General features: G+C 71.2%; 29 protein-coding genes and 7 tRNA genes. 23 read left to right on the top strand and 13 right to left on the bottom strand.

Annotated features, from left to right (window positions below; translation table 11 throughout):
• The first annotated feature begins 32 nt into the window (after nt 1–32).
• Nucleotides 33–1253, top strand: coding sequence for a uroporphyrinogen-III C-methyltransferase (gene cobA, locus JK364_RS30775; RefSeq protein WP_201854610.1), 1221 nt, complete (start codon nt 33–35; stop codon nt 1251–1253).
• A 94-nt stretch (nt 1254–1347) separates the two neighbouring features.
• Nucleotides 1348–2166: a TrmH family RNA methyltransferase gene (locus tag JK364_RS30770; RefSeq protein WP_201854609.1), complete on the top strand. Its 819-nt coding sequence runs from the start codon at nt 1348–1350 to the stop codon at nt 2164–2166.
• A 331-nt stretch (nt 2167–2497) separates the two neighbouring features.
• On the opposite strand, the gene JK364_RS30765 is transcribed toward JK364_RS30770, so the two are convergent.
• Nucleotides 2498–3856: a serine/threonine-protein kinase gene (locus tag JK364_RS30765; protein WP_201854608.1), complete on the bottom strand. Its 1359-nt coding sequence runs from the start codon at nt 3854–3856 to the stop codon at nt 2498–2500.
• Nucleotides 3857–4330: 474 nt separating this feature from the next.
• On the opposite strand from JK364_RS30765, the gene JK364_RS30760 reads away from it, so the two are divergent.
• Entirely contained in the window at nt 4331–4567 is a 237-nt protein-coding gene (locus JK364_RS30760; protein ID WP_201854607.1) for a DUF8836 family protein, read from the top strand.
• A 286-nt stretch (nt 4568–4853) separates the two neighbouring features.
• On the top strand, nt 4854–5072 hold the full coding sequence (locus JK364_RS30755; RefSeq protein ID WP_201854606.1) for a hypothetical protein: 219 nt from the start codon (nt 4854–4856) through the stop codon (nt 5070–5072).
• 178 nt (nt 5073–5250) lie between these two features.
• On the opposite strand, the gene JK364_RS55645 is transcribed toward JK364_RS30755, so the two are convergent.
• Together JK364_RS55645 and JK364_RS30745 are read right to left on the bottom strand one after the other, a co-directional pair.
• Nucleotides 5251–5412 (bottom strand): hypothetical protein, encoded by a 162-nt coding sequence (locus tag JK364_RS55645; RefSeq protein ID WP_230992735.1) that lies wholly within the window; start codon nt 5410–5412, stop codon nt 5251–5253.
• A gap of 187 nt (nt 5413–5599) precedes the next feature.
• A complete protein-coding gene (locus tag JK364_RS30745; RefSeq protein WP_201854605.1) occupies nt 5600–6532 on the bottom strand; it encodes an alpha/beta fold hydrolase in 933 nt (310 codons plus the stop codon).
• 259 nt (nt 6533–6791) lie between these two features.
• Here JK364_RS30745 and JK364_RS30740 point away from each other — a divergent pair, with 259 nt between their 5' ends.
• Both JK364_RS30740 and JK364_RS30735 read left to right on the top strand, forming a co-directional pair.
• Nucleotides 6792–7382 (top strand): TetR/AcrR family transcriptional regulator, encoded by a 591-nt coding sequence (locus JK364_RS30740; protein ID WP_201854604.1) that lies wholly within the window; start codon nt 6792–6794, stop codon nt 7380–7382.
• 90 nt (nt 7383–7472) lie between these two features.
• Nucleotides 7473–7973, top strand: a complete 501-nt coding sequence (locus JK364_RS30735; RefSeq protein ID WP_230992734.1) for a GlcG/HbpS family heme-binding protein — start codon at nt 7473–7475, stop codon at nt 7971–7973.
• A gap of 76 nt (nt 7974–8049) precedes the next feature.
• On the opposite strand, the gene JK364_RS30730 is transcribed toward JK364_RS30735, so the two are convergent.
• Both JK364_RS30730 and JK364_RS30725 read right to left on the bottom strand, forming a co-directional pair.
• Nucleotides 8050–8637, bottom strand: a complete 588-nt coding sequence (locus JK364_RS30730) for a TetR/AcrR family transcriptional regulator (protein WP_201854602.1) — start codon at nt 8635–8637, stop codon at nt 8050–8052.
• A 102-nt stretch (nt 8638–8739) separates the two neighbouring features.
• Entirely contained in the window at nt 8740–9639 is a 900-nt protein-coding gene (locus tag JK364_RS30725) for a cyclase family protein (protein WP_201854601.1), read from the bottom strand.
• Between the two features lie 172 nt (nt 9640–9811).
• On the opposite strand from JK364_RS30725, the gene JK364_RS30720 reads away from it, so the two are divergent.
• Nucleotides 9812–10909, top strand: a complete 1098-nt coding sequence (locus JK364_RS30720) for a phosphotransferase (RefSeq protein WP_307841427.1) — start codon at nt 9812–9814, stop codon at nt 10907–10909.
• 77 nt (nt 10910–10986) lie between these two features.
• Nucleotides 10987–11268: a TFIIB-type zinc ribbon-containing protein gene (locus tag JK364_RS30715; RefSeq protein ID WP_201854599.1), complete on the top strand. Its 282-nt coding sequence runs from the start codon at nt 10987–10989 to the stop codon at nt 11266–11268.
• A gap of 66 nt (nt 11269–11334) precedes the next feature.
• Here JK364_RS30715 and JK364_RS30710 read toward each other — a convergent pair.
• The 5 genes from JK364_RS30710 to JK364_RS30690 form a co-directional block, all read right to left on the bottom strand.
• A tRNA-Val gene (locus JK364_RS30710) sits at nt 11335–11406 on the bottom strand.
• Nucleotides 11407–11417: 11 nt separating this feature from the next.
• A tRNA-Val gene (locus tag JK364_RS30705) sits at nt 11418–11489 on the bottom strand.
• A gap of 24 nt (nt 11490–11513) precedes the next feature.
• Nucleotides 11514–11585 (bottom strand) — tRNA-Val (locus JK364_RS30700).
• A gap of 1 nt (nt 11586) precedes the next feature.
• A tRNA-Cys gene (locus tag JK364_RS30695) sits at nt 11587–11657 on the bottom strand.
• Between the two features lie 28 nt (nt 11658–11685).
• Nucleotides 11686–11758: transfer RNA gene (locus tag JK364_RS30690), tRNA-Gly, on the bottom strand.
• A 160-nt stretch (nt 11759–11918) separates the two neighbouring features.
• Here JK364_RS30690 and JK364_RS30685 point away from each other — a divergent pair.
• The 3 genes from JK364_RS30685 to JK364_RS30675 all read left to right on the top strand — a co-directional run bounded on the left by JK364_RS30685 (nt 11919) and on the right by JK364_RS30675 (nt 14863).
• Nucleotides 11919–12992 carry a chorismate-binding protein gene (locus JK364_RS30685; RefSeq protein WP_201854598.1) on the top strand — a complete coding sequence of 358 codons (1074 nt, stop codon included), beginning with the start codon at nt 11919–11921 and terminating at the stop codon, nt 12990–12992.
• Entirely contained in the window at nt 12989–13816 is an 828-nt protein-coding gene (locus JK364_RS30680; RefSeq protein WP_201854597.1) for an aminotransferase class IV, read from the top strand. The genes JK364_RS30685 and JK364_RS30680 overlap by 4 nt, the downstream gene beginning before the upstream one ends.
• A 201-nt stretch (nt 13817–14017) precedes the next feature.
• Nucleotides 14018–14863: a GNAT family N-acetyltransferase gene (locus tag JK364_RS30675; RefSeq protein ID WP_201854596.1), complete on the top strand. Its 846-nt coding sequence runs from the start codon at nt 14018–14020 to the stop codon at nt 14861–14863.
• A 45-nt stretch (nt 14864–14908) separates the two neighbouring features.
• Here JK364_RS30675 and JK364_RS30670 read toward each other — a convergent pair whose 3' ends face one another.
• On the bottom strand, nt 14909–15424 hold the full coding sequence (locus tag JK364_RS30670) for a DsbA family protein (protein WP_201854595.1): 516 nt from the start codon (nt 15422–15424) through the stop codon (nt 14909–14911).
• Nucleotides 15425–15557: 133 nt separating this feature from the next.
• Here JK364_RS30670 and JK364_RS30665 point away from each other — a divergent pair, with 133 nt between their 5' ends.
• Both JK364_RS30665 and JK364_RS30660 read left to right on the top strand, forming a co-directional pair.
• Nucleotides 15558–16019 carry a hypothetical protein gene (locus tag JK364_RS30665; protein WP_201854701.1) on the top strand — a complete coding sequence of 154 codons (462 nt, stop codon included), beginning with the start codon at nt 15558–15560 and terminating at the stop codon, nt 16017–16019.
• 68 nt (nt 16020–16087) lie between these two features.
• Nucleotides 16088–16261: a hypothetical protein gene (locus JK364_RS30660; protein ID WP_165455915.1), complete on the top strand. Its 174-nt coding sequence runs from the start codon at nt 16088–16090 to the stop codon at nt 16259–16261.
• 88 nt (nt 16262–16349) lie between these two features.
• On the opposite strand, the gene JK364_RS30655 is transcribed toward JK364_RS30660, so the two are convergent.
• Together JK364_RS30655 and JK364_RS30650 are read right to left on the bottom strand one after the other, a co-directional pair.
• Complete coding sequence (locus tag JK364_RS30655) at nt 16350–16919, bottom strand: CGNR zinc finger domain-containing protein (RefSeq protein WP_201854594.1); 570 nt, start codon at nt 16917–16919, stop codon at nt 16350–16352.
• A 319-nt stretch (nt 16920–17238) separates the two neighbouring features.
• Nucleotides 17239–17652 (bottom strand): SsgA family sporulation/cell division regulator, encoded by a 414-nt coding sequence (locus tag JK364_RS30650; protein WP_003959770.1) that lies wholly within the window; start codon nt 17650–17652, stop codon nt 17239–17241.
• 190 nt (nt 17653–17842) lie between these two features.
• Between JK364_RS30650 and JK364_RS30645 the strand changes: the two genes are divergently transcribed.
• The 10 genes from JK364_RS30645 (at nt 17843) to JK364_RS30600 (ending at nt 26575) form a co-directional block, all read left to right on the top strand.
• On the top strand, nt 17843–18298 hold the full coding sequence (locus JK364_RS30645) for a TIGR02611 family protein (RefSeq protein WP_201854593.1): 456 nt from the start codon (nt 17843–17845) through the stop codon (nt 18296–18298).
• A gap of 66 nt (nt 18299–18364) precedes the next feature.
• Nucleotides 18365–18436 (top strand) — tRNA-Val (locus JK364_RS30640).
• 256 nt (nt 18437–18692) lie between these two features.
• Nucleotides 18693–19973 (top strand): ABC transporter substrate-binding protein, encoded by a 1281-nt coding sequence (locus JK364_RS30635; protein WP_201854592.1) that lies wholly within the window; start codon nt 18693–18695, stop codon nt 19971–19973.
• An 11-nt stretch (nt 19974–19984) separates the two neighbouring features.
• Nucleotides 19985–20986: a carbohydrate ABC transporter permease gene (locus tag JK364_RS30630; protein ID WP_201854591.1), complete on the top strand. Its 1002-nt coding sequence runs from the start codon at nt 19985–19987 to the stop codon at nt 20984–20986.
• A complete protein-coding gene (locus JK364_RS30625; RefSeq protein WP_307841426.1) occupies nt 20983–21840 on the top strand; it encodes a carbohydrate ABC transporter permease in 858 nt (285 codons plus the stop codon). The genes JK364_RS30630 and JK364_RS30625 overlap by 4 nt, the downstream gene beginning before the upstream one ends.
• Nucleotides 21841–21859: 19 nt before the next feature.
• Nucleotides 21860–22489: a YesL family protein gene (locus tag JK364_RS30620; RefSeq protein WP_230992733.1), complete on the top strand. Its 630-nt coding sequence runs from the start codon at nt 21860–21862 to the stop codon at nt 22487–22489.
• A 148-nt stretch (nt 22490–22637) separates the two neighbouring features.
• Nucleotides 22638–25385 carry an exo-rhamnogalacturonan lyase family protein gene (locus JK364_RS30615; protein WP_201854589.1) on the top strand — a complete coding sequence of 916 codons (2748 nt, stop codon included), beginning with the start codon at nt 22638–22640 and terminating at the stop codon, nt 25383–25385.
• A gap of 33 nt (nt 25386–25418) precedes the next feature.
• Nucleotides 25419–25949, top strand: coding sequence for an SRPBCC family protein (locus JK364_RS30610; RefSeq protein ID WP_230992732.1), 531 nt, complete (start codon nt 25419–25421; stop codon nt 25947–25949).
• Between the two features lie 66 nt (nt 25950–26015).
• Nucleotides 26016–26090: transfer RNA gene (locus JK364_RS30605), tRNA-Val, on the top strand.
• A 113-nt stretch (nt 26091–26203) separates the two neighbouring features.
• Nucleotides 26204–26575 (top strand): VOC family protein, encoded by a 372-nt coding sequence (locus tag JK364_RS30600; RefSeq protein ID WP_201854588.1) that lies wholly within the window; start codon nt 26204–26206, stop codon nt 26573–26575.
• The last annotated feature ends 10 nt before the right edge of the window (nt 26576–26585 follow it).

Raw genomic sequence — 26585 nt, 5'->3', positions numbered from 1 at the left:
CCGTTGCTTCGCACGAGGAGAGCCGCACCGCCATGTCCGAAAACTTCGCATACCCGGTCGGGCTGCGCCTTTCCGGGCGGCGTGTCGTCGTCCTCGGGGCGGGTCAGGTCGCCCAGCGCCGGCTGCCCGCGCTGATAGCGGCCGGTGCGGACATCCTGCTGATCTCGCCGTCCGCCACGGCCTCCGTCGAGGCCATGGCCGAGGCGGGGGAGGTGCGCTGGGAGCGCCGCCGCTACCAGGAGGGCGACTTCGAGGGCGCCTGGTACGTCCTGATCACCACCGACGACCCGGAGGCCAACGCCGCCGCGTCCGCCGAGGCCGAGGCGCGCCGCGTCTGGTGCGTGCGCAGCGACGACGCCGAGGCCGCCTCCGCCTGGACCCCGGCCACCGGACGCAGCGAGGGCGTCACCGTCGCCGTCCTCACCGGACAGGACCCGCGCCGCTCCGCCGCCGTACGGGACGCCGTGGTGGAGGGGTTGCGCGACGGCACGCTCGGCGCGCCCCGCCACCGCACCCGCGGCCCCCATGTGGCGCTGGTCGGCGGCGGACCCGGCGATCCGGATCTGATCACCGTGCGCGGCCGCCGTCTGCTCGCCGAGGCGGACGTGGTGGTGGCCGACCGCCTCGGCCCGCGCGATCTGCTCGATGAACTGCCGCCGCATGTCGAGGTGATCGACGCGGCGAAGATCCCGTACGGCCGCTTCATGGCCCAGGAGGCGATCAACAACGCGCTGATCGAGCACGCCAAGGCGGGCAAGTCGGTGGTCCGCCTCAAGGGCGGCGACCCCTTCGTCTTCGGGCGCGGCATGGAGGAGGCGGAGGCGCTCGCCGAGGCCGGGATCCCGTGCACCGTCGTGCCCGGCATCTCCAGCTCCATCAGCGTCCCGGGCGCGGCCGGGATCCCGGTGACCCACCGGGGCGTCGCGCATGAGTTCACGGTGGTCAGCGGCCATGTCGCCCCCGACGACCCCAGCTCCCTGGTGGACTGGGCGGCGCTGGCGAGGCTGCGCGGCACGCTGGTGCTGCTCATGGCCGTCGAGAAGATCGGCGCCATCGCCGCGACCCTCGTCGCCCACGGCCGCGCCGCCGACACCCCCGTCGCCGTGGTCCAGGAGGGCACCACCGCGGCCCAGCGCCGGGTGGACGCGACCCTCGCCACCGTCGGGGAGACGGTCGCGGCCGAGGGCGTACGGCCCCCGGCGGTCGTGGTGATCGGCGAGGTGGTCGCCCTCTCGGCCCGTGACCACCGGTGATGTCACCGGACGTACGTCATCGGACGTAACCGCCGGTAACTTATTCACGTCGGGCTCATTGGCACCGCATCCAGGACAAGGCAGTATCACTTAAGTGGCTGATCTCATCACCGTCGATGATCCGGACGACCCGCGGCTGAGCGACTACACGGGTCTGACCGATGTGGAGCTACGACGCAAGCGAGAGCCGGCCGAGGGCCTGTTCATCGCCGAGGGCGAGAAGGTGATCCGGCGCGCCCGGGTCGCCGGTTACGAGATGCGCTCGATGCTGCTGTCGTCCAAGTGGGTCGATGTGATGCGGGACGTGATCGAGGACGTCCCCGCCCCCGTCTACGCCGTCAGCCCCGAACTGGCCGAACGCGTGACGGGCTACCACGTCCACCGGGGCGCCCTCGCCTCCATGCAGCGCAAGCCGCTGCCGGACGCGGAGACGATCCTGGCGGACGCGCGGCGCGTCGCCATCATGGAGTCCGTCAACGACCACACCAACACCGGCGCCATCTTCCGCAGCGCGGCGGCACTCGGCATGGACGCCGTGCTCCTCTCCCCGGACTGCGCCGACCCCCTCTACCGGCGCTCGGTCAAGGTCTCCATGGGCGCCGTCTTCTCCGTGCCGTACGCCCGCCTGGAGAGCTGGCCGCGCGGGCTGGAGGCGGTCCGGGAGGCGGGCTTCAAGATCCTCGCGCTGACCCCCGACGAGAAGGCCACCACCATCGACGACGCGGCCCCGCACCGCCTGGAGCGGGTCGCGCTGATGCTGGGCGCGGAGGGCGAAGGGCTCTCCACCCAGGCGCTGATGGCCGCGGACGAGTGGGTCCGGATCCCCATGGCCCACGGCGTGGACTCCCTCAACGTGGGCGCGGCGGCGGCGGTCGCCTTCTACGCGGTCACCTCGGGCAGACCGGGACTCTGACCGCTACGGGGCTCCGCCGCATGACCAGGGGTGCGGGGCTCCGCCGCGTGGCCAGGGGGTCCGCCCGTGGGCCCCGGGGTCTGGAGCAGAGCCCCACACCCGGGGAGGCCCCGCACGCGGGGAGGCCCCGCACGTGGCGGAGCCGTATCTCGGCGCTCCCCTCCCCGCCCCTCCCCGCGGCATCGGTACAGGAGCAGGGTCTGGGCCGGAGCCCCCTTCCAGCCCCTCCGGCGATTGAGGAGCGGGGTCTGGGGCGGAGCCCCAGTTTCGGGAAGGGGCGGGGAGGGGAACAGCCCGCCGCAGGCGCCAAGCCCCGTCGGACACTCCGCAACTAGCGACCGTCAGGCTCGGCCGCCACCGAGCCCGATGCCGCCACCGAGCCCGGTGCCGCCGACGAGACCGCCCCCGACCCCGTCGCCGTCGGCTTCGACGGCGCGCCCAGGCCGTTCGCCGGCCCCTGGCAGCCCTGCGCCGCCGCGATCCCCAGCGCCACCAGCAGCGTCACCACGACGAACACCGTCAGCCGCTGCCGCAGCAACCGACGGTTGGGCCCGCTGGGGCGGCGTCCGTTCGGCGAGGTGCGCACGGTCTGGGCCGGGCGCCCCGTACGCGCGGGTGGCCTCGGGCCACCCCGGCGCTGCGCCGGGCGCGCGGGCGTATTCCGCCCCGAGGGCCGACCCGAGCCGCCTGTACTGGCTCCCGGCCGCTGGGACGGGGGCCCGCTCCGCGGCGCGGGCGTACCGCCGGAGCGCCGCTCCGTGTGCTGGTCGGCGTACGCCTCGGGGCGCCGCGCCGGGGGACGGCCCGGCCCGCCGCCGTAGCCCCCGACACCGGCACCAGCACCAGCACCGGCACCAGCACCGTGGCCGTGCGCCTCGCGCGCGGCGATCTCCTTCAGCCGCAGCGACAGTTGCAGGGTGCTCGGCCGGTCCTCCGGGTCCTTGGCCAGACAGGCGTGGAGCAGCGGCGCCAGCGCGTCGGGGACGCCCAGCAGCTGCGGTTCCTCATGGACCACCCGGTACAGCATCACCTCGGAACTGCCGTGCCCGAACGGAGAGTCCGCCGTCGAGGCGTACGCGAGCGTGGCGCCCAGCGCGAAGACGTCGGTCGCCGGGGTCACCGCCGCGCCCCGCACCTGCTCGGGCGCGAGGAAGCCGGGCGAGCCGACCGCCGTGCCCACGTGGGTGAGGGTGCTGGCCCCGGTCGCCCAGGCGATGCCGAAGTCGATGATGCGCGGGCCCTTGGGGGAGAGCAGGATGTTGGAGGGTTTGAGGTCGCGGTGGACGACCCCGGCCTCATGGACCGCCAACAGCCCCTCCGCCAGCGCCGACCCGATCGACGCGACCTGGGCGGCGGGCAGCGGGCCCTCCTCGTTCACCTTGTCGTGGAGGGAGGGGCCCGGTACGTACTGGGTGGCGAACCAGGGGCGGTCGGCCTCCAGGTCGGCGGCCACCAGCCGGGCCGTACAGCCGCCGCGGATCCGCCGGGCGGCGGAGACCTCCCGGGCGAACCGGGACCGGAACTCCCGGTCCTCGGCGAGGTCCGGACGGATCACCTTCAGGGCCACCCGCTGTCCGCGCCGGTCGGAGCCGAGGTAGACCACCCCCATGCCGCCCGCGCCGAGCCGCCGGTGGAGGCGGAAGGAGCCGACGACACGCGGGTCCTCGCGCCGGAGCCGCATCATCGCCATGTCCGTCCCCTACCTCCGGTGGGGAGGCCCCTTCCCTGAGGGCCTGTCTGGAGTTGTGATCTGGGCTCGCGGGGCGTGGCACGCACGCTCGCGGCGTTGCCGAAATGCCCTAGTAGCTCCGCTACGAGGGCCTTCCGGCGCCTTGCGATCGCACGCACCACGCCCCGCTCCCTGATCCAGATCACAACTCCAGACAGGCCCTAACCCCTGGTGGGGAGCCCCATCCGCTGCCGTCTGCTTGCCGTTTGCCGTCGAACTGCCGCCGGTTCGCCGCTGTGGTTCCGTTGCCGTCCGTCTGACGTGCACAGCTTACGGATTGACGGCCCCTCGCGCTGAGAGGCCGCGCATGCGTCGGCGGATGGATTGTCAGTGGTGCCTGAGATCCTGGAGAAGTGGGCCGGAATCGTGGCAATCCGCGCTCGGGCCCGCTGCTGCGTGATCTCAAAAGGCCGTCTCAGAAGGGGGATTGAGACCGTGAAGGGTGATCGTGTGGAGATAGTCGTGGACGCGGGGGACACGACGCGGACGTATGAAGTGGTGGCCACCAGGGCGGGCCGGAGGGTCGAGACGGCGGTCCGGCGGGGGGTGGTGGAAGTGAGCGAAGTCACCCGTAATGGGTCCGTTGTGCGGACGGCCCGCTTCATGGGCAACCGGGTCCTGGCCCTGGTCGAGCAGCCGGTGGAGCGGAGCGAGGAGGGAGAGGGAGAGTAGGGCTCGCACCCGCCCGGAGGGGCACCCTCCGCCGGCTCCGGAGGGCCTCCGGAGGGATCTCTTCCGCGGTCCCCTCCGGGAAGACCCCAAGGCGTGAGGGCGCATCTCCACCCAGGGGAGTAGTCGACGCCTCCCGGGGTCATCCTCCGGGAGGCCCGGCAATCGGTACGAAGGCATGACGCCGAGGACCGGGGCGCGCACCTAATGTTGTGGTCAAGCGGCGGGCGCAGCACTCGTCCCCCGAGGTCAGACGCTCGCCGCCCCCAGATGTGACGGAGGAGGGACGATGGCGGACACGGCTGGACGCACGCTCATCGGAACACGTCGTCGCAGGTCCGTGAGCGCGGCGGTGGACGCGTTCGGCGGCCCGCAGACCGGCACCCGCCACCCTCTGGTCGCGGCGGCGATGGTGCTGCCGATGGCCATCCTCCTGATCATCACCTTCGGCGGCTGGGAAGCCGTCGTCACACAAGCGTCGTCCGTGGCCGGAATGCTGGGGCGCTGAGCGCCCCGGGCCCGGGAGAGCGGCCCGGGCCGGGGACTTCCGGCCATATAACCCCGTGGGGACGGGGGTGCGGCGGACGGCACGAATGCCCGGACAGCTGGGGAGCTGTCCGGGCATCGCGCCTTTTTGGGGCCCGTGCGGACCGCCGTCGTAAGGACCCCCTCGCGCTTGTGCGTGATCAGTCCAGCTCGGCAGACCACTTTCCACGGCCGAGGAACGTACGACCATCGGGTGTGATGTCCACCCGGGCCCCTCGCACCGGTAGCTCGCCGTCGCTGAGCCAGTAGTCGCGGACCTTGTCGAGCGCGTCCCATAGCCGGCGGGGGCCGCCTTGGCGCACGGTGGGCCGCTCGTTCCCGGCCGCCGTGGCCCGGTCCCACTCGACGCGCCCGGTCGCGCCCCCGTCCTGGTCCTTCTCGGCCGTGACGAGGCCGCTTGCGGACGGCCTCGGTCAGGTAGGGGTCGACGTCGACGCTCGTCACCTGCTCGTCGCTCAGTCGGCGAGCGGCGAGGGCGGCCCCGTACCCTCAGTCGTCTTCGGTGATGAAGTCGGTCAGCGCGGCAGCGACGGCATCGGGCTGTTCATCGGGGATGAAGTGTCCTGCGTCCGGCACGACGATCCCGGTGGCGCGGTCGGCCCACGGCCTGATGGAAGCTGCCATGTCGGGGATGGAGCCGTGGCTGCTGGAGATCCCGAGAATCGGGACCGTCAGGCGCTGTTGTGCCAGCGCTTCGTGGTTCTTCTGCGCCGACTCGGCGGCGTCCCGGTAGTAGGCCAGGGATGCGCGGAGACCGCCGTCGGCGGCCACGGACGCGGCGTATTGCTCAATTTCGGCGTCGTCGAAGGTGTCGGAGGAGAGGGTCTTCGCCTTCAGGAACCAGCTGACGTACTCCCGTTCGCGGCCGGCGAGCAGTGTCTCGGGCAGGTCGGGCACGAGGTGGAAGGCGAAGTGCCAGGTCTTCCACGCCTGCTCGGGGTCGGTCGGGATGGCGTCAGGGAGTGTGATGCCCGGGATGCCGGCGTCGAGCAGTGCCAGGCCACGCAGCTGGCTCTGGTACTTCAAGGCGAGGGAAAAGGCGACCCACGCGCCGATGTCGTGGGCGGCCAGCCAGTATGTCGAGACTCCGAGCGCCTTGACCGCGGCGTGGACGTGCGCAGCGGCCGTGTGCGTGTCGTAGCTGATGTCCGGGCGCTCGGAGTGGCCCTGGCCCGGCAGGTCGATCGCGATGACGTGGAATCGGTCGGCCAGGTTCGGCATCACCTTGCGCCATGCCCACCAGGTCTGAGGGAACCCGGCGAGCAGCACGATGGCTGGACCGTCCGGCTGACCGCCTTCCACCGCGTGAAGCCGGACGCCGCCCGCGTCGACCCAACGGTGGGTGAAACCGGCCAAGTCGGGCAGCGGCAGGTCGCGGACCGGGTTGCCGCAGTCGCGGGGGGCGCTTGCGGGGTCATTCATGGTTCTCCTCCACTGGTGAGAGGTGTGTTGACGGTCTGCCGGAGATGTCAGGCGCGCTGGTTGATTCCGCGCGTCGGCCGAGGGCCAGGCCCACGAGCGCGGTGGACAGCACGCGGTGCGCGTGGCGCTGCGCTGCGAGGTTCGCGGGGTATCCGGGCATGATCACGCCTTCACCCTAAGCCATCTTGAACTGATTAGTTCAAGATGGAATGATGGTCTCCACTGAGAAGGCGGAGCAGGAGGGAGGTGAGGTGCCTGCATGGCAGGCAAGAAGCAGTTCGACATCGCCGCGGCGCTCGACGCCGCGATGATCCAGTTCTGGCGGGCCGGCTACGCGGACACGTCGGTGGACGACCTGTCCCGGGCGACCGGGCTCAACCGCAGCTCCATCTACTCCTCCCTCGGTGACAAGGACACGCTCTTCATGCGTTGCCTGGAGCGCTACACCAGGCGCTACGGAGACAAGTACGACGCCGCGTTGTCCTGCGCCGCCGACCGGCCTCTGGCGGCCGCGCGGGCGTTCTTCGACATCACCCTGGAGCGCATCGCGGACCCCGGTCTGCCCGACGGATGCCTGGTGGCCCAAACTGTCATGGCGACCCCAGTGCTGAGCGCGAGCGTCGCGGCGCGTGCGCGGGAGGCGATCGGCTTCCAGCACGCCCGGCTACGCGCCGCGCTGAAGGCCGGTCGGCTGGACGACGAGGCGGCCGAGTCCTTCGCGACCCACCTTGCGGCCGTGAACCAGTCCCTCGCCGTCATGAGCAGAGCCGGAACGAGCGCGGAGCAGCTGCGTGTCATCGTCGACGTGACCCTCGACGCGCTTGCGCGGACTCTCGGTGCGAGCGAGTGAGATTTGTCCGGCGATCTAACCGAGTTGAGCGGGAACCAGTCAACCGGACCGGGCGCTGAGTCTCCTTCCGCCTGTCCAGTGGCGAGGTGGATGATTGCCGGGCATGGAGGGAGGGCAATTGCTTTGACCGCCGGGGCTGTCGCCGCTAGTTTCGCGCTCGTGTCTGATACTCCACGCCTTCCTGGGCTCACGTTGACCGAGGCGGATTGGTTGGTGCAAGCCGCGCTGGAGGTCGGTGCGGAGCGCGGGTTCCCTCCGCTCGCGGTGGCGGTTGTCGACGTTGCCGGAGAAGTGATCGTCCTGCGCCGGGGCGATGGTGGTATGCCTATGACCAGCCGAATCGCCGTGGCCAAGGCGCGCACCGCACTGCTCGCACTGCGGCCCTCCGGTCAGATCAAGCTACCCGGGGGGATCGTTGACAGCATCCAGCACCTCTACGGTGGCGACTTCGTCCCGTGGGCCGGTGGCGTTCTGGTCACCGACGGTGAGTTGATCCTCGGTGCCGCGGGTGCGTCCGGCGCCCATGCTGTCGAAGACGAAGAGGCGGTGCAAACGGCGGTACAGCGGTGGCAGGAGAGCCGTTCGGCCTGAGCCATCGGTTGATGGCGGCGAGGTGGACGGTTGCCAGGTAGCGGATGGTCCGGTTCCGCCACGCATTCGCCGGGGATCAGCGCGGGCGCAGGCCGTCGATGAGCAAGGTGCAGATGGACCGCAAGGCGGCCTCGGACCCCGGTGCCTGCCATTCGGGGGCGTGCGCCGGGTGGTGGTAGGCCATGGTGGCGGCGAAGACGGTTCGCGCCGTCGCGGCGGGGTCGGGGGAGGTGAAGTCCCCGCTGGTGACGCCGTCGGCGATGATGACGCGCAGCTGCTCGATCAGGGCGGTCACATGGTCGGCGGCCGCGCTGCTGTGCTCGGCCGTCAGGACCCGGTAGGTGGCGAACAGCTCCGGGTCCTCGGACAACAGGGTCCGCTTGGCGGTGAAGAGCGTGGTGAACCAGGTGCGGAGCCGCTCGGGCGGGGCCTGCCGGGTGTCGGCCGCGACCGCCGCGAGGGGGTCGCGCGCCCGGCCCAGCCAGCGCCGGGTGACGGCTTCGCGCAGGGCCGCCTTGGACGGGAAGTGGCGGTAGACGCTGGCGTGGCTGACTCCCAGAGCCCGCGCCACGTCCAGCACCGTGGCCTTCGCCGGTCCATGGCGGCGCAGCACGTCCTCGGTGGCCGTCAGGATGGTCTCGGCGTCGAGGGGGCCCGAACGCATCAGGGCTCGCCGTTCCGTACGAACCGCTCCGCGTGGCTCCCGGCTCCGGCGGCGGGCACCGACTGCTCGCTCACTGCCAGTTCCTCTCCTCCTAGTGGCTCGTCAGAAGACCGCGAGCGGGTTGACGGGCACCCCGGTCAGCCCGTGGATACGCGGCGGCGCCACGGTGAGCAGGAAAGCATAACGGCCCAGCTTCGCGCAGACGGCGGCGAGCTCGTCCACCTCGGCGGCGTCGATCAGGGGCAGGCCCATCATCGGCAGGGCGACCCGGTGCAGCGGCGAGGGGCAGGCGGGGTCCAGGTCCGGGTGCGCGTCGCCGATGTCGCCCGCGTAGAGCGACACGCCGCGCCGGTGCATCCAGCGCACCGCGTCCAGGCTCATCCCCGGCATCGGCCGGTCGGGGTCGGGTGTCATGGGCCAGCCGCAGCGCACCACCAGGGCGTCCCCGGACTCCAGCCGTACGCCCTGGCGCTCCTCGGCCGCCTCGAAGTCCCGTGCGGTGACCGCATGACCACTGGGCAGCGGGCCGTCGGCCGCCAGGTCGAGCAGGATTCCCCGGGTGGCGATCCCGGCGGCGTACGCCGCCGTGGAGCCGTGCCGGGCACCGGCCGGGGTCACGGCCTCGTCCACGGGCCGCCCCGGATAGACCCGCCCGTCCCGGATCGTGTGCCCCAGCGCGTCGAGGTGGGTCGAGCGCGGGTGGTGGTTGGTCACCAGCATCACATCCGCCGTGGCGGGCGCCGGGGAACCGACGTAGACCATCATCTGCTGGACCGGCGAGGCGTCCTGGGTGGAGGGCGCGAAGGGGCCGCTGATGAGCGGCGCCGGCCGGATCGGAAGCGCGAGTGACACCGACCGCCCGGTGCGGGCCTCCGCCGCGCCCCTGGCCCGAGCCTCCCCGGTGATGAGGTTGAGCGTGCCGCGCTCGTCGTCCTCGCCCCACCGGCCCCAGTTGCTCGGCAGGTCCTCCGGCGCGTCGGTTCCCGTGTGTTGTGTGTCCATGCCGTCGAAACGTACCGCCATGGGTTACAGAGTTCAAAGTTTGTAACCCAGATAGGGTGGGGGAACGTGCGGCTCGCGCCCGGGTGATCGCCCGACACCAGGAGGCCCGAGCCCCGGCAGCCCGCCCGGCAGGAGCTACGATCCCGGGGCAGCCGATGACATGGGGGGAGCCGTGAGCCGAACCGCGGCGCAGCTCGTCACCGCCCTCCGCCGGGCCCAGCGCGACGCCACCGCCGAGGTGACCGTCCTGGCCGACCGGCCCGACGGCACCGTCGTCCGGTGCGGCCACGTCGTCGCCAAGGCGCATCCGCCCGGTACGGACCCGGCCGAGTTGGCCGTCCGGCTCGGCGTCGCGGCCCATCCCCGGTGCGCGGAGATACTGCTGCCGCCGGTCGACGGCATGGGAGCGCTGCCCGACGGGCGGCAGGTCACCCTCTGGCCGTACGGCGAACCCGTGGCACCCGACGCGCCGGACGCCGCCCCCTGGGGCGAGGCGGGGAAGCTGCTGGCCCGGCTGCACGCCGTACCGGTCGCCGAACTGCCCGGCCCGCTCCCGGCGATGCGCGGCCCGGTCAAGGCGGCCCGCGCCATCGACCGGCTGCGGGCGGCGGCGCTTCCCGACAGCGTGGCCACCCGGGCCGTGCTGCGGGCCTGGGCCGGACTGCCCGGCTGGGCCCGGGGTGTGGACCGTATGGACCGTATCGACCGTAAGGATCGCGTGGGCCGCCCGGATCATCGGGACCGCGGCGACCGTGTGGAAGGCCGGGACCGCGGCGACCGTGTGGAAGGCCGGAACCGCGGCGACCGCGTGGAAGGCCGGGACCGCGGCGACCGCGTGGACCCACGCGAAGGCAACGGCGTTGGCATTGGCGCCGGCAGCGAGGACAACCGGCTCTGCCACGGCGATCTCCACCTCGGCCAGCTCATCCGCCACCGCGCCAGCGACTGGCGGCTGATCGACATCGACGACCTCGGCCTCGGCGACCCGGCGTGGGACCTCGCCCGCCCCGCCGCCTGGTACGCCGCCGGGCTGCTCGCCGCCGAGGACTGGGAGCGGTTCCTGGGGGCGTACCGGGCCGCGGGCGGCTCCGCCGCGGGGGAGCGCGATCCCTGGCCGCGGCTGGACGTGCCCGCCCGTGCCCTCACCGTCCAGACCGCCGCGCTCGCGCTCGCCAAGGCGGCTGCCGCCGGACGGGCGTTGGACGAGGCGGAGGAGGCGATGGTGGAGGCGTCCGTCCGCATCGCCCACTTCATGGAGGCCGCGGGATGAGGCCGTAGGGTGAAGTCCACGCGTCCGGACGCATGTTCCGGCGCGCTCTGTCAGAAGCATGAGGAGTTGAGCGGACCATGCAGTGTCCCAAGTGCCATGCGCCGATGCACACGTACAACCGCAATGGCGTGCAGATAGAGCAGTGCAGCGGCTGCCGGGGGATCTTTCTGGACTACGGGGAGCTGGAGGCGCTGACCCGCCTTGAGTCGCAGTGGACGCAAGCGATGCCGCCCGCCCCGCCCGGTGCCCCGCAGGCGTACCCGGCCGCACCCGCCTGGGGCGCTCCGCAGCACGGGCACCACGGCGGCCACCACGGCCACCACAAGCGCGGCTTCGGGCACATGCTCTTCTCGTCCTGAGAAGCTTCCTGGTCCGAGAAACGCCGGAGGGCCGGAGCTTTCGCTCCGGCCCTCCGCCGATCGATGTGGACGATACTGGGATTGAACCAGTGACCTCTTCCGTGTCAGGGAAGCGCTCTCCCGCTGAGCTAATCGTCCGCAGGACTGCGTGCGCGATACTGGGATTGAACCAGTGACCTCTTCCGTGTCAGGGAAGCGCTCTCCCGCTGAGCTAATCGCGCAGGATGGATCCGTGAGGATCCGAGTGGACGATACTGGGATTGAACCAGTGACCTCTTCCGTGTCAGGGAAGCGCTCTCCCGCTGAGCTAATCGTCCGAGGTGGAGACGGGATTTGAACCCGTGTAGACGGCTTTGCAGGCCGTTGCCTCGCCTCTCGGCCACTCCACCAGCCGTGGGGGTCGAAACCCCCACACCGAGCGGACGACGAGATTCGAACTCGCGACCCTCACCTTGGCAAGGTGATGCTCTACCAACTGAGCCACGTCCGCAGGTGTCGTTTCTCCGGGGCGCTTCCGCGTCCCGGCGACGTGTTGAACTCTAGCGGATTCCGGGGCCAGCTCAAATTCCGTTTCCGCAGCGTGCTGCCCTGCTCGCGCGCCGCACTCCCTCCCGAGGCCGCCCTGACCTGGGCACCATAGACTCGCAACCGTGCACCACCTGCCCCCGCTCGCCCGCTTCGGCGGCCTGCTCGCCACCGATCTACGGGATGTCACCAGCGACCCGTCGGCCCTGGAAACCCAGGGTTTCTGGGCCGTTGTCGCGGACTTCGAGGGCCGTCTGGTCTGCGCTCGCTTCGGGGACGTACGGACCGAGCCGGTGCCGCCGCCCGCGCCCGGCGGCTGGCGCGGTCCCACGGCGGGGGAGTGGACCTCGTCACTGGACCGGGCCGCCTACACCGCGGGGGTGCGCACCGTCCGGCGGCGGATCGCGGCCGGCGAGGTCTACCAGGCCAACCTCTGCCGGGTGCTGTCCGCACCGCTGCCCGATCCGGCCGGGGCCGATGTGGACGCGCTGACCGCGCTGCTGGCGCTGGGCAACCCCGCCCCGTACGCGGGCACCGTAAGGCTGCCGGGACACGGGGTGGAGGTCGCCACGGCCTCGCCCGAGCTATTCCTGCGGCGCACCGGGCGCACCGTGGAGTCCGGCCCCATCAAGGGCACCGGCCGCGCCCCGGAGGACCTGCTGGAGAAGGACCACGCCGAGAACGTGATGATCGTGGACCTGGTCCGCAACGACCTGGGCCGGGTCTGCGCCACCGGCTCGGTGACCGTCCCGGCGCTGTGCGCGGTCGAACCGCACCCCGGTCTGGTGCACCTCGTCTCCACGGTGCGGGGCGAACTCGCCCCCGGCGCCGGCTGGCCGGAACTGCTCGCGGCCACCTTCCCGCCCGGCTCGGTCACCGGCGCGCCCAAGTCCAGCGCGCTGCGCGTGATCGAGGAGCTCGAGACCGTGCCCCGCGGCCCGTACTGCGGCGGTATCGGCTGGGTCGACGCCGACCGCGGCACCGGTGAGCTGGCGGTCGGGATACGGACCTTCTGGATCGACCGCGGCGCGGCCGGGGCCGTGCTGCGGTTCGGCACCGGGGCGGGCATCACCTGGGGCTCGGACCCGGAGCGCGAATGGGACGAAACGGAACTCAAGGCCGCCCGGCTGCTCGCGGTAGCGTCGGGTGTACAGCAGACGACGGGTGTACAGCAGACGATGGGAAGGGCGACGCGATGAAACCGGCCATCTGGCTCGATGGATCCCTCTGCGACCCGGACAGCGCCATGGTGTCCGTGTTCGACCACGGGCTCACGGTCGGCGACGGCGTCTTCGAGACCGTCAAGGCCACCGAGGGGCAGCCGTTCGCCCTCACCCGCCATCTGCGGCGGCTGGCCCGCTCCGCCGCGGGCCTGGGGCTCCCCGAGCCGGACCTGGACGAGGTGCGGCGGGGCTGCGAGGAGGTGCTCAAGGCCCACCCCGTGGCGTTCGGACGGCTGAGGATCACCTACACCGGAGGGATCTCACCGCTCGGCTCCGACCGGGGCACGGCCGGGCCCACCGTGGTGGTCGCGCTGGTCGAGGCGGCCCGCAGGCCCGACGCCACGGCCGTGGTCACCGTCCCCTGGGCGCGCAACGAGCGCGGAGCGCTCACCGGTCTGAAGACCACCTCGTACGGCGAGAACGTGGTCGCGCTCGCCCGCGCCCGCGAGCACGACGCCACCGAGGCCCTCTTCGGCAACACGGTCGGCGCGCTCTGCGAGGGCACCGGCTCCAATGTCTTCGTGGTCCTCGACGGCCAGCTGCACACCCCGCCGCTCTCCTCCGGCTGCCTCGCCGGGATCACCCGGGCCCTGGTGCTGGAGTGGGTGGGCGCGAAGGAGACCGATCTGCCGCTGGACACGCTGTACCGGGCCGAGGAGGTCTTCGTGACCTCCACGACCCGCGACGTACAGGCCGTCCACCGCGTGGACGGCCACACCCTGCCCGGCGCCCCCGGCCCGGTCACCGCCGAGGCCCTGCGGATCTTCGTCGAGCGGGCGGCCGCGGACATCGACCCCTGACGGGGCCGCCGCCGGCATGGACCCCTGAGCGGGCGGCGGGGACATCGACCCCTGAGCGGGCCGCCGCCGGCATCGATCCCTGAGCGGGCGGCGGGACCATCGGGCCGTGAGTGGGCAAGCCAGGGACCTGACCGGCCGGTCGCGGCGGATCCGCGCCGGAAAACGGGTGACGATCGCCCGGCGGGCCGGTAGAACACCTTCGTGACCACCACTCTGCGGCCCACCGCGCCCGAACGGCACACCGACGGCGGCGGGCGTGCCCGCGCGTACGAGGTGTGCGTCAACGGCCGCCCCGTCGGCTCCGTACGCCTCGCCACCGATGCCCGCCTGGGCCCGGCGGCCGGGCGTATCGAGCAGCTGCACATCGACGAGGCCGATCGGCACCGGGGCCGCGGCACGGTCGCCGCGCTCGCCGCCGAGGAGGTGCTGCGCGGCTGGGGCTGCACCCAGCTGATGGTGAGCGTCCCCGCCTCGGCCACGACCGCCCTCGGGCTCACGGCCGCGCTCGGCTACCGCGAGCGCGGCCGCAACATGCTCAAGCGGCTCACGGACCCGCCCGAGCTGCCCGAGGGCAGCGCGATACGTCCCCTTACGGAGGCCGACTACCCGGCGTGGTACGCCCACGAGCGGGCCGGATACGTCGCCGATCTGCTGGCGCGCGGGCTCACCCGGCAGCAGGCCGACACCAAGGCGGACACCGACTACGCGCAGCTGCTGCCGCAGGGCCCGGACACCCCCACGGCCCTGCTGCGCGTCCTCGCCCACGGCGGCACGGACGTGGGCACCATCTGGATCGCGCTGCGCGAGGGGGAGCCCGACGCCGCCGAGAGCGGTGAGGCGTACGTCTACGCCGTCGAGGTCGCCGAGGAGCACCGCGGCCACGGACACGGCCGCACCCTGATGCTGGCCGCCGAGCGGGCGAGCCTGGCGCACCGGGCCCACAGCCTGGGCCTGCACGTCTTCGGCGGCAACACCCCGGCGCTGCGGCTGTACGAGTCGCTGGGCTACGAGTCGATCGAGTACCAGTTGTACAAGCCGCTGCTCTAAGGGCCTGTCCCGCGGACTTCCAGGGCTTCCAGGGCTTTCAGCGCCTCAGGACCGCTCGGCGACGAGCCGGGCGGCGATCTCCTCGACGCGCTCCCGCAGCCCCTCCTGGCTCTTCCCGCCGTCGAGCCGCTCGCCGCCGATCACATACGTGGGGGTGCCGGTGACCCCGATCGCCCGGCCCTCGGCCTGGTCCGCGTCCACGATCAGGATGTGCCGGCCGTCGACCAGCGCGGTGTCCATCTCCTCGGCGTCCAGCCCCAGTTCCCGGGCCACCTCCACCAACACCGGCTCACCGCGGGTCCCGAGCTCCTCGGTGCGCTCCAGGACGGCCTCGACGAACGGCCAGCCGCGCCCCTGGGCGATGGCCTCCTCGGCCGCCTGAGCCGCCGCGTGGGCGTGCCGGTGGCGCTCCAGCGGGAAGTGGCGCAGCCGGATGTCCAGCGCGTCCTGGAAGCGGTCGCGCAGCGCGCGCAGATCGCCCAGGGCGGTACGGCAGTCGGGGCACTGCAACTCGCACCAGACGTCGAGCACGGGGCGGGGGGAGGGGTCGGTGTGGCTCATGAGGCCAGTCTTCCAGCCCCCGGACCCTGATCCATACCCGGAGATGTCCCTGATCCCGGGCTCGGGCCATGGCCCCGGCCGCCTTACGGGGTGCACGATGGACTTACCGGAAGCCCAGTTCGCGGGAGGAACGATGCTGACCGACACCATCTGCGCCGCGCTGTCCGCGGCCGGTCTGGGCATCGCCGGGCTGACCGCCTACCGCAAGCGGTTCCTGGCGGCGACGCGGATCGCCGCCTACGCCCTGATCCCGCTGGGCCTGGCCATGACCGGCATCCTGGACTGGCTGACCGACCTGGTCTTCAAGCCGAGCATCTGGCTGGGCTTCGGCCTGCTGGGCGTCTCCTGGGCGCTGTTCATGATCACGCGGGCGGTCGAGCACCGCTCCGGCGGCACCCGTAAGGAGCGCCGCGCGGCGGCCGCCGCCGAACGGGCCGGCGGGGTGTCCGCGGGGGCCTCGGAGCCCGCCCTGGGGCCCGGCCGGGGAGCCACCGGGGTCAAGGCGTCGCAGAAGCCGAAGACCAAGGGCGGAACGAGCTCTGGCACAGATGACTTCTCCGACATCGAGGCCATACTCAAAAAGCACGGGATCTGACAAGCGACCGATCAAAAAACGATCACCGGTCGCAGGCGGGCTCATGGCTGGGTCATGATCTCCGCGAGATGTTGCAATCACCGCCCGGGGAGCAATCCCCCATCGAAGGACCCCCTGTTCCGCCGAGCGACGAGACCCGTGGCTGTCTCTTCGCCCTCTCGCAGCCGCCGCTGATGCTGTTCCTGGCGTTCATCGGCACCCTGCTCTTCGTGACCGCCGTCCACGACCTCCACCGGTGGTGAGGCGGCGGCCCGTCCGGTTACCGATGGTGACCGCCGGTCGATGGTGAGACGGGGCCCGGCCCGGCCTCCGACCCCCGTACGCGGACGGTCAGCTCGCGGCCTCGCGGCGCCGGGCGCGATAGGCCGCGACATGCAGCCGGTTGCCGCAGGTGCGGCTGTCGCAGTAGCGCCGGGACCGGTTGCGGGACAGATCCACGAAGGCGTGGCGGCAGTCCGGGGCCTCACAGCGGCGCAGCCGCTCCCGCTCGCCACCCACCACGAGGAACGCCAGCGCCATCCCGCCGTCGGCGGCGAGGTGGTCGGCCAGCGAGGCACCGGGCGCGAAGTAGTGCACATGCCAGTCGTAGCCGTCGTGGTCGGTGAGCCGGGGCGTGGTGCCGGCCGCGGCGATCATCGCGTTGAGCAGTTCCGCGGTGCGGCGGGCGGCGGCCTCGTTCCCGGCCGCCGCGAAGACCTCGGCGAACTGGGTCCGTACGGCCCGTACCGCGGCGAGGTCGCGCTCCCCGAGCGTGCCGATGTCGCTGATGGCATTGCGCCCGACGAACCGGCGCAGAGCGTCGACATCGGCGAGGTCGTCCTGGTCCGCGCCCTCGGGCGCGGTGTTCACCAGATCGACGACGGCGTCGAGCGCGCACCGGGTGTCGTGGTTGATCAGCACGATTGGCTCCCTGGCCGGCTGGGTCGGCGGCTGCCCCTGGGCTGCCCTCGATCTGCCCGACTCTAGTCCCGCCGGGCCCCGGACGTTCACCAGGCGGCCCAGGGCGGTCATGCGACGGTGCCGGACGGTCGCGCGATGGTGCCGAGCGGTCATGCGACGGTGCCGTCACCGCGGGCGCTGCCGCGGCGACGGCACCGTCGCCTGCCTCTGCCGTTGTCGGGATTGCCATGGTCGGGATCGTCGGTACGTGATGCGGTCGCGCCCCGGCTCGCGCCGTCTCCCCGAGTCGGACGGCCGAGCGCTCAGCTCTCGCCGGGTCTCAGCTCTCCGCCAGGATGTGGGAGAGCTCTGTGTCGAGGTCGAAATGGCGGTGTTCGGTACCGGGTGGCACCGCGGCGTCGGTTCGCTTCAGGAACGACTCCAGGGCCCGCGCCGGGGCTTCGAGCAGTGCCTCCCCCTCCGGGGAGCTCAGGGCGATGCAGACGACTCCCTGGCCGTGGCTGCGGGACGGCCACACCCGGACGTCGCCGGTGCCGGTGGGCCGGTGCAGACCCTCGGCGAGAAGATCGCGGGCGAACACCCATTCGACCGTCTCTTCGGCTCCGGTGTGGAAGGTGGCGTGCACGGCGTAAGGGTCGGCCGTGTCATACCGCAGGCCCGCGGGTACAGGCAGTGAGGATTCGCTCGACACAACGAGGCGCAGGTGCAGCTCGCAGCTGACCGTGGTGTTCATAAGCGCCAGGGCCTTTCGCTCAGTGTGCGCTCGGGGATTCGCACGTCGGCGAAATCGACATGCCACCTACGGTGCCGTTGTAAACCCCTCTGACCGTTTTGCGGCTCTTCTGGTAGCTCATGCGGCCCAGCTCCAGGCCGGCCACTACCGCCGTTCCGGTGACTTCAAACGATCAGGTAAGTTGGGTCACATGAATGCGGAGAGTGACGAGCGACACGGGGCCGGCGAGGCGGGGTCCCAGGTCGCGACGGGGGGCGATGACCCGAAGAAGGGGCCGGTATGGGGCTCCCGGGCGCCGCGGTTCATCAAGCGGTCCCGCCCGCTCCACCTGAGCTGGCAGGTCGGCGTGTTCATCGTCGGTCTCGCGGTCGTGGTTCTGGGTGTCATCCTGCTGCCCCTGCCCGGCCCGGGATGGCTGGTGATCTTCGCCGGAATGGCGATCTGGGCGACCGAGTTCGTCTGGGCCCAGCTGGTGCTGGCCTGGACCAAGCGCAAGGTCACCGAGGCGGCCCACCGTGCCCTGGATCCGAGGGTGCGCAGGCGCAATCTCATACTGACCACGATCGCGGTGGTGATCTGCGCCGTGGCGGTGTCGGCCTATGTGTGGAAGTTCGGTGTCGTGATGCCGTGGAAGATCGAGCAGTGAGCGGCCCGGCGTCGTAGGACTGGTCATGAGCACGGTCCCGCATGCGCTAATGTTGGGCGTGCGCCAGGGCGATTAGCTCAGTGGGAGAGCGCTTCGTTCACACCGAAGAGGTCACTGGTTCGAACCCAGTATCGCCCACCTTGGACCGAGGGCCCGGAAGGCATCTGCCTTCCGGGCCCTCGGCGTTGTCGCATGTCCGAAGGTGTTCGGTGCCGGGTGGTCGGCACGGTCTTCCCAAGCGCTTTCGTCGAAGCGCTTCACCTCGATCCTGAGTGATCCTGTCCGAACCGTTGACGTACGCCTCATTGGTCCCTAACTTGTCCCGGCAAGCGCTTGCCTAAAACGTTTCAAACTAGCGGGGGCAGTCGGACGACCTGCCCGGGAGGGGCGTGTCATGGGTGCTGGGCGATGGACGGCGAGGGCGAGAGGGGTCCGGGCGGCCGCGGTCGTGGTGGCCGCGCTGGGGCTGCTGGCCACCGGCTGTGGCGGGGGAAGCGGTTCCGGGGGCGGCAAGGTGACCATCCGCTACTCGTGGTGGGGCGCCAAGGACCGCGCGGAGCTGATCCAGAAGACGGTCGGGCTCTTCGAGAAGGAACACCCGAACATCAAGGTCAAGACGGACTTCTCCGAATACACCGACTTCTGGAGCAAGTTCAATACCCAGGCCGCGGGCGGAAACGCCCCGGACGTCTTCCAGAACTCCTACGCCTTCCTTCGCAAATACGGCGACAAGAACCTTCTGCTGGATCTGAACGGTCAGGCCGACGCCGGAAATCTCAGCCTCAAGGGATTCCGTGACGGACTGGAGAAGGCCGGGGATATCGACGGCAAGCTCCTTGGGGTGCCGGTCGGCGCCAATACCTTCGCGTTCTTCTACAACCCGGACGCGTATCGGAAGGCCGGGGTGACCGTCAAGGACGGGTGGACCTGGGATGACTTCTTCGCGGCCGCCAAGAAGGTGCGCAAAAGCGACAACACGCTCTACGGTGCCAGCGACAACGCCAATGTGATGTATCTCTACGACCTGTATCTGCGGCAGAACGGCAAGGCGTTCTTCACCAAGGACGACAAGCTCGGCTTCACCAAGGACGACCTCACCGAGTGGTGGGGCCGCTGGCAGCAGCACGCCAAGGCCGACGAACTGGTGCCGGGCAAGAAGTCCGAGCAGGCCAAGCCCAAGGCGTCGATCAGCGCCGATCTGTCGGCCTCCGAGTTCACCTGGGACAACTTCCTGGTCCGCTTCGCCGCCGAGACCAAGACCACCCTCGACCTCGGGCCCATCCCGACCACGGACGGCAAGCGCACCGCCCAGTACCTCTCCTCGCTGATGCTCAGCGGCTCCGCCCGCACCCAGCACCCCAAGGAAGTCGCCCAGTTCATCGACTTCATGACCCATGACCCCGAGGTGGGCAAGATCATGGGCTACAACCGCGGCATCCCGGCGACCACCGCCCAGTACGACGCCTACCAGCCCCAGGGCGTCGATGCCAAGATCGCCGCGTATGAGAAGAGCGTGGGCGCCAAGCTGGAGCCGATCACCCCGCATCCGGCCGGCGCCGATGTCGCCGAGGCCGCCTTCCTGAGGATCTACACCCAGGTCGCGCTGGGGCAGACCTCGATGGGCAAGGCGGTCGACCAGTTCTTCAGCGAGGCCGAGTCCGCGCTCGGCTCGTGAGGAGAGCTTCCGTGACACCGACCACGACGCGTGCGGCGGACGGAGTGCGGCCTCCCGGCGGGACGACCCCCGAGAAGGCCGCCCCCGGCGCCCGCCCCGCCCCGGCGGCGGGGCGGCGCCAGGGCCGCCGGGAGGCCCTCGCGGGCTATCTCTTCCTGACGCCCTGGTGCGTCGGGATCCTGCTGCTCACGCTCGGCCCGATGCTCGTCTCGCTCTATCTGGCGTTCACCGACTACAACCTCTTCGACTCGCCCCGGTGGATCGGGTTCAAGAACTTCCAGGACCTCTTTGAGGACGACCGCTGGTGGACCTCGGTCCAGGTGACGCTGAAGTACGTACTGATCGGCACCCCGTTGAAGCTGGCGGCGGCGCTCGCCGTGGCGCTGCTGCTGGTCAAGCCGCGTAAGGGCCAGGGCTTCTACCGCTCGGCGTTCTACGCCCCCTCGCTCATCGGCGCCAGTGTGAGCATCGGCGTCGTCTGGCGGGCGGTCTTCAACGACGACGCGATCGTCGACAAGTCGATGAGTCTTTTCGGGTGGGACGTCGGAGGCTGGATCGGCGACCCGGACTGGGCGCTGCCCACCCTCATCACCCTGACCGTCTGGCAGTTCGGCGCCCCGATGGTGATCTTCCTGGCCGGGCTGAAGCAGGTGCCGGGCGAGCTGTACGAGGCCGCCGAGATGGACGGGGCCGGTCGCTGGCGGCGGTTCCGGTCCATCACCCTGCCGATGATCTCGCCGGTGCTCTTCTTCAACCTCCTGCTGGAGCTCATCCACTCGTTCCAGGTCTTCACCTCGGCGGTGGTGATCGCCGGGTCGGGCACCAACACCGGCGGACCGGGCGACTCCCTGCTGGTCTACGGCTGGTACCTCTACGAGCAGGGCTTCCACAATCTGCGCATGGGCTACGCCGCCGCGATGGCCTGGATGCTGATGCTCGGCATCGGCCTGGTGACCGCCGTGCTGTTCAAGACCCAGCGCGGCTGGGTGCACTACGAGGAGGATGCCAGGTGAGTGCTTCTGTGGTGGTCGGGCGGCGCCGGGTGCGTTCGGTCATCTGGCATGTGGGGGCGCTCGCCGTGCTGGCGGTGATCCTCTACCCCGTGGTGTGGGTGATCGGCGGCTCGTTCAAGCCCGGTGACCAGATCGTCGGCAGCCTCCAGCTGCTGCCCACCGATCCGATCACCGACAACTACCGCCGGCTCAGCGACGGCATCGCGGACGTGCCGATCTCGACCTTCTTCACCAACTCGCTGCTGCTGGCGGTCGGTTCGGTGATCGGCGTGCTGTTCTCCTGCTCGCTGGCCGCGTACGCCTTCGCCCGGATCCGCTTCGCGGGGCGCAACGCGCTGTTCACGCTCATGATCTCCACCCTGCTGCTGCCGTTCCAGGTGTTGATCATTCCGCAGTACATCCTGTTCCAGAAGCTGGACCTGATCAACACCTATGTGCCGCTGCTGCTCGGCAAGTACCTGGCCGCGGACGCCTTCTTCGTCTTCCTGATGGTGCAGTTCATGCGCGGGCTGCCCCGGGAGCTGGACGAGGCGGCCCGGCTGGACGGCTGTGGCCATCTGCGCATCTACTGGAACATCGTGCTGCCGCTGTGCCGCCCGGCCCTGATCACCAGCGCGATCTTCACCTTCATCTGGTCCTGGAACGACTTCATCGGGCCGCTGCTCTACCTCAACGAACCGGACAAGTACACCGTCTCGATGGGCCTGAAGCTCTTCATCGACCAGGACTCCGTCGCCGACTACGGCGGCATGGTCGCCATGTCGATGGTCGCCCTGCTGCCGGTGCTGCTGTTCTTCCTGGCCTTCCAGCGCTATCTGGTCGAGGGCGCGGCGACTTCCGGGCTGAAGGGCTGAGGCCGTCATGGGAAAGACCATGGGAGCCGCCGGAGCCGCCAGAGCCGCCAGGCCGGAAGCCCGGGGAGGAGCAGCCGTAAGGCCCACTGCGCACGGCCGGCTGCGCTTCGCGCTGTTCGCCGAGTGCCTGCTGACCGGCGTCTGGGTGGTGCTCGCCGCCCTGCCGGTGATCACCCTGCTGCCCGCGTTCGCCGCCGGTTGTGCGCATCTGGGCCGCCATTTGGACGGTGAACGGTCCACCTGGCGGGACTTCCTGGCCGGGCTGCGGGAGGCGACCCGCAGCGGCTGGCGGTTCTCCCTGCTGTGGTGGGCGGCGCTCGCGCTGCTCGGCTTCGATCTGCGGGTGGCCCGCTCCGGGGCCCTGCCGGGCGGGCCCGCGCTGATCGCCGTGAGCGTGGCGGGCCTGCTCGCGGTGGTCGTCCTCGGGCTGCGGACGGCGGCCTTACGGCGGCCCGGAACCGCATGGCCGGACGCCGCCCGTACCGCCGCACGCCAGGGGCTGACCGCCGACCCCGGTGGATCGCTGCTGCTCATCGGCGGGCTCGCCGTACTCGCCGTCGCCGCCTGGCAGATGCTGCCGCTGATCGCCCCGGCCTCGGGCGCCCTCGCGGGCTGCGCGGTCGCGGTGGAGCGCCGCGCCCGCGTCTGACCAGGTATTGCCGCCTGATCAGGCATCGCCCTCTGGCCAGACATCGCCCTCTGGCCAGGCATCGCTCTTCCCCAGGCGCCGCCCGCCCCGGCGCCTCCTCCGCCGACTCATGTCATGCACCTGCCCCCGTACGAAAGGTGAACCGGACATGCCCCCGATCCCTCGACGCAACCTCCTCAAGGCCGCGGCCGCCACCGGCGCCGCCGTACCGTTCTCCTGGCTGCTCGCCCACAACGCCCCGAAGGCCGCCGCCGACAGCCCCGCCGAGAAGGCCGCCGACGAGCCCGTGGACATCACCTGGCTGGAGGACGGCGGCTTGGGCGCGGCCGCGGGCTCCACCTTCGGCGTCCCCTGGCCCAAGGGCGCCCACCCCGGCGACCGGACGTTCGCGCTGACCACCGCCGACGGCACACATGTGCCCCTGCAGACCTGGGCCACCGCCTACTGGCCCGACGGTTCGCTGAAGTGGACCGCCCACGCGGCGGGGGAGGGCCTCACCGGCAGTGCCTACCGGCTCACCACCGGCACGCCCGCCGCACCCGCCAAGAAGGTCACCGTCTCCGAGAGCGGCGGCAGGATCACCGTCGACACCGGGGTCATCAAGGCCGTCATCGGTAAGGACGGCAAGCAGCTCGTGCGCTCCGTCACCCGCGGCTCCACCGAGATCGCCCGCGACGGCCGGCTGGTCCTGCTCCGCCAGGGCGACGTGGACGACGGCGACCACGGCCGCGCCGAGTGGGAGCGGTTCGACGGCGAGATCAGCGGGGCGAGGGTCGAGCAGAAGGGCCCAGTCCGCGCCGTGGTCCGCATCGACGGCAAGCACCGTAAGGGCCGCCGCGGCTGGCTCCCCTTCAGCGTCCGGCTCTATTTCTACGCGGGCGCCGAGTCGTTCCGTATGGTGCACACGATCACGTTCGACGGCGACCAGAACAAAGACTTCATCCGGGGCCTCGGCGTCCGCTTCTCCGTGCCGATGCGCGACGAGGCGTACGACCGCCACATCCGCATCGCGGGCGAGGGCAAGGGATTCCTCACCGAGGCCGTCAAGGGCGTCACCGGGCTGCGCCGCGACCCCGGGGCCGGCGTCCGCACCGCCCAGGTCAAGGGCGAGAAGCTGCCCGACCCGGCCGGCTGGGACCAGCGCGTCACCTCCCGGCTGCACCTCATCCCCACCTGGGGCGACTACACCCTCGCCCAGCTCTCCGCCGACGGCTTCACCCTGCGCAAGCGCACCAAGCCCGGCCACGGCTGGATCGCGGCGGGCGGCGGCGGCCGGGCGAGCGGCTTCGGCTACGTCGGCGGCGTCAGCGGCGGACTCTCCTTCGGACTGCGCGACTTCTGGGAGAAGTTCCCCGCCCAGCTGGACATCCGCGGCGCCGCCGGGGACGAGGCCGAGGTCACCCTGTGGCTCTGGTCGCCCGAGGCCCAGCCCATGGACCTGCGCTTCTACCACGACGGCATGGGCCAGGACACCTACCCAGAACAGCTCGAGGGCCTCGAGATCACCTACGAGGACTACGAGCCCGGCTTCGGCACCCCGTACGGCATCGCCCGCACCAGCGAACTCACCTTCTGGGCCAACGCGGCCACCCCCGACGCCGACACCCTCGTCCGGCAGGCCGCCGCCGTGCGCACCCCGCCCCAACTGGCCGCCGGCCCCGCCGACCTGGTCCGCGCCAAGGTCTTCGGCGGCCTCTTCGCCCCCGTCGACCGCGCCACCCCCGCCAAGGCGAAGGTCGAGGACCGGCTGGACTTCCTCTTCGACTACCACAAGGGCCAGGTCGAACAGCGCCGTTGGTATGGCTTCTGGGACTACGGCGACATCATGCACACCTACGACGGAGACCGGCACCAGTGGCGGTACGACGTCGGCGGCTACGCCTGGGACAACTCCGAGCTCTCGCCCGACCTGTGGCTGTGGCTGGCCTATCTGCGCTCCGGCCGCTCCGACATCTTCCGCTTCGCCGAATCCATGACCCGGCACACCGGCGAGGTCGACGCCTACCACCTCGGCAAATGGGCCGGGCTCGGCACCCGCCACGGCGTCCAGCACTTCGCCGACAGCGCCAAACAGCAGCGGATCTCCACCGCCCTGTACCGCCGCTACTACTACTTCCTCACCGCGGACGAGCGGATCGGCGACATCATGCACGCCCTCGTCGACTCCGACGAGACCTTCCTCGTCCTCGATCCACAGCGCAAGGTCCGCGACGACCCCGACTACGAGCCCGATCCGCACGCCCTGGACATCGGCTTCGGCACCGACTGGAGCGGCCTCGCCGGGGCCTGGCTCACCGAATGGGAGCGGCGCGGCCCGAAGGCTGAGAAGGCCGAGGCGCGGCTGCGCTCCACCATGGAGACCATCGCCGCCCAGCCCAACGGCTTCGTCCAGGGCAGCGGGCTGTACGACCTCGACACCGGCAAGTACGCCATCGCCGACCGGCCCAAGGTCAGCGTCTCCCATCTGTCCGCGGTCTTCGGCCTGGTCGAGGTCTGCGCCGAGGTGATCGACCTCATCGACCTGCCGAAGTTCAAGGAGGCATGGCTGGACTACTGCCGCTACTTCAACGCCACCAAGGCCGAGCAGAAGGCCCGCTACGGCACCGACTTCGGCTCGCTGATCCTGGTCCAGGGCCACTCCCGGCTCGACGCCTACGCCGCCGTCCAGCTGAAGGACGACAAGCTGGCCGCCCGCGCCTGGCAGAAGTTCACCGAATACCACGAGGGCGACGGCTACCCGGACGCCACCATCAGCTGGAAGTCGGTGCGGGTGGAGGGTCCGGACGTGCTGGAGCCCGGCGTCGAGGCGGCCTGGGTGAGCACCAACGCCAGCGCGCAGTACGGCCTCGCCGCGATCCAGAACCTCGCGCTCGTCGGTGACAAGCTGCCGGGCTAGCCAGGCCGTCATGGCCGGACCACACTTGAGGGCATGGACTGGTGCCATTACCGCTTCCGCAGCCGATGGGACCTCGACGCTCCGCCCGCCGCCGTCTTCGCGGTGCTGGCGAACGGCGACGACTATCCGCGGTGGTGGCCCCAGGTCCGTGAGGTCCGGCGGATCGACGAGCGCAGTGGCGCCGCCCGCTTCCGCTCCCTCGTCCCGTACGACCTGCGGCTGATCGTCAGCGAGGCGCGCCAGGACCCGGTGGACGGCGTGCTGGAGATCGGCTTCGCGGGCGATCTGGAGGGATGGGCGCGCTGGACGGTGCTGCCCCAGGGGACCGGCACCCGCGCCCTCTTCGAACAGGAGGTGGTCGCCCGCAAGCCGCTGCTGCGCCGGCTCGCGCTCCCCGGCCGTCCCGTCTTCCGGGCCAACCACGCCCTGATGATGCGCTCCGGGCTGCGGGGGCTGCGGGCGCACCTCGCCGCGCGGCCCGCCGGTCCGGCCGGGGCGCCGCCCGGTCCGGCCGCCGGGCCTTCCGGTCCGGCATCCGGGCCTTCCGGCGGAAATGCGGTTTGAACCAAACCCGTCGCGACCTGTATTGTTCAGGTCGTTCCGCCGGGGAGACCCCGAAGAGAACAACCCGGGCGATTAGCTCAGTGGGAGAGCGCTTCGTTCACACCGAAGAGGTCACTGGTTCGAACCCAGTATCGCCCACCATCCATGAGGCCGGGCCGCCAGCAGGCGGCCCGGCCTCATGTTTGTGTGCTTGTACGGCCAGGAGCGGGGTAATCGGATAGAGCTTCCGTGGGTGACGATGTGGAGGGGAACTCATGGCCGTCGCGACCGCAGCCGTCCTGTCCTTGGACTGTGCCGAACCCGAAGAGCTCGCCGAGTTCTACGCCCGGGTGCTCGGCGCGGAGATCCAGCCGCTGACCACCCCCGACCGGGTCGAGATCGTCGCACCCGGCGGATCGCGGATGGCCTTCCTGCGGGACCACGGCTTCGCCCCGCCGAGCTGGCCACGGCCGGACGACTCCCAGCAGGCCCATCTGGACCTGCTGGTGGAGGACGTGGACGCCGCGGAGCGCCAGGTCGTCGACCTGGGCGCGCGGCCGCTGGACACCAAGAACAACGGTGGCCTGCGCGACGTACGGATCTACTCCGACCCGGCCGGCCACCCCTTCTCGCTCCGCCGGGTCTGACGCCACACCC

It is taken from the genome of Streptomyces endocoffeicus (assembly GCF_016741935.1).
GTDB classification, from domain to species: domain Bacteria; phylum Actinomycetota; class Actinomycetes; order Streptomycetales; family Streptomycetaceae; genus Streptomyces; species Streptomyces endocoffeicus.
This window is presented reverse-complemented; position numbering and strand designations above follow the sequence as displayed.

Excerpts from the sequence above, each read along its gene's own strand:
- JK364_RS30665 (WP_201854701.1), top strand. The coding sequence starts at position 15,558 with ATGCTGACCGACACCATCTGCGCCGCGCTGTCCGCGGCCGGTCTGGGC.
- JK364_RS30600 (WP_201854588.1), top strand. The coding sequence starts at position 26,204 with ATGGCCGTCGCGACCGCAGCCGTCCTGTCCTTGGACTGTGCCGAACCC.
- JK364_RS30670 (WP_201854595.1), bottom strand. The coding sequence starts at position 15,424 with ATGAGCCACACCGACCCCTCCCCCCGCCCCGTGCTCGACGTCTGGTGC.
- JK364_RS30645 (WP_201854593.1), top strand. The coding sequence starts at position 17,843 with ATGAATGCGGAGAGTGACGAGCGACACGGGGCCGGCGAGGCGGGGTCC.
- JK364_RS30610 (WP_230992732.1), top strand. The coding sequence starts at position 25,419 with ATGGACTGGTGCCATTACCGCTTCCGCAGCCGATGGGACCTCGACGCT.
- JK364_RS30635 (WP_201854592.1), top strand. The coding sequence starts at position 18,693 with ATGGGTGCTGGGCGATGGACGGCGAGGGCGAGAGGGGTCCGGGCGGCC.
- JK364_RS30715 (WP_201854599.1), top strand. The coding sequence starts at position 10,987 with ATGCAGTGTCCCAAGTGCCATGCGCCGATGCACACGTACAACCGCAAT.
- JK364_RS30735 (WP_230992734.1), top strand. The coding sequence starts at position 7,473 with ATGATTGCCGGGCATGGAGGGAGGGCAATTGCTTTGACCGCCGGGGCT.
- JK364_RS30730 (WP_201854602.1), bottom strand. The coding sequence starts at position 8,637 with ATGCGTTCGGGCCCCCTCGACGCCGAGACCATCCTGACGGCCACCGAG.
- cobA (WP_201854610.1), top strand. The coding sequence starts at position 33 with ATGTCCGAAAACTTCGCATACCCGGTCGGGCTGCGCCTTTCCGGGCGG.
- JK364_RS30650 (WP_003959770.1), bottom strand. The coding sequence starts at position 17,652 with ATGAACACCACGGTCAGCTGCGAGCTGCACCTGCGCCTCGTTGTGTCG.
- JK364_RS30725 (WP_201854601.1), bottom strand. The coding sequence starts at position 9,639 with ATGGACACACAACACACGGGAACCGACGCGCCGGAGGACCTGCCGAGC.
- JK364_RS30660 (WP_165455915.1), top strand. The coding sequence starts at position 16,088 with ATGTTGCAATCACCGCCCGGGGAGCAATCCCCCATCGAAGGACCCCCT.
- JK364_RS30620 (WP_230992733.1), top strand. The coding sequence starts at position 21,860 with ATGGGAGCCGCCGGAGCCGCCAGAGCCGCCAGGCCGGAAGCCCGGGGA.
- JK364_RS30615 (WP_201854589.1), top strand. The coding sequence starts at position 22,638 with ATGCCCCCGATCCCTCGACGCAACCTCCTCAAGGCCGCGGCCGCCACC.
- JK364_RS30680 (WP_201854597.1), top strand. The coding sequence starts at position 12,989 with ATGAAACCGGCCATCTGGCTCGATGGATCCCTCTGCGACCCGGACAGC.
- JK364_RS30740 (WP_201854604.1), top strand. The coding sequence starts at position 6,792 with ATGGCAGGCAAGAAGCAGTTCGACATCGCCGCGGCGCTCGACGCCGCG.
- JK364_RS30745 (WP_201854605.1), bottom strand. The coding sequence starts at position 6,532 with ATGAATGACCCCGCAAGCGCCCCCCGCGACTGCGGCAACCCGGTCCGC.
- JK364_RS30755 (WP_201854606.1), top strand. The coding sequence starts at position 4,854 with ATGGCGGACACGGCTGGACGCACGCTCATCGGAACACGTCGTCGCAGG.
- JK364_RS30765 (WP_201854608.1), bottom strand. The coding sequence starts at position 3,856 with ATGGCGATGATGCGGCTCCGGCGCGAGGACCCGCGTGTCGTCGGCTCC.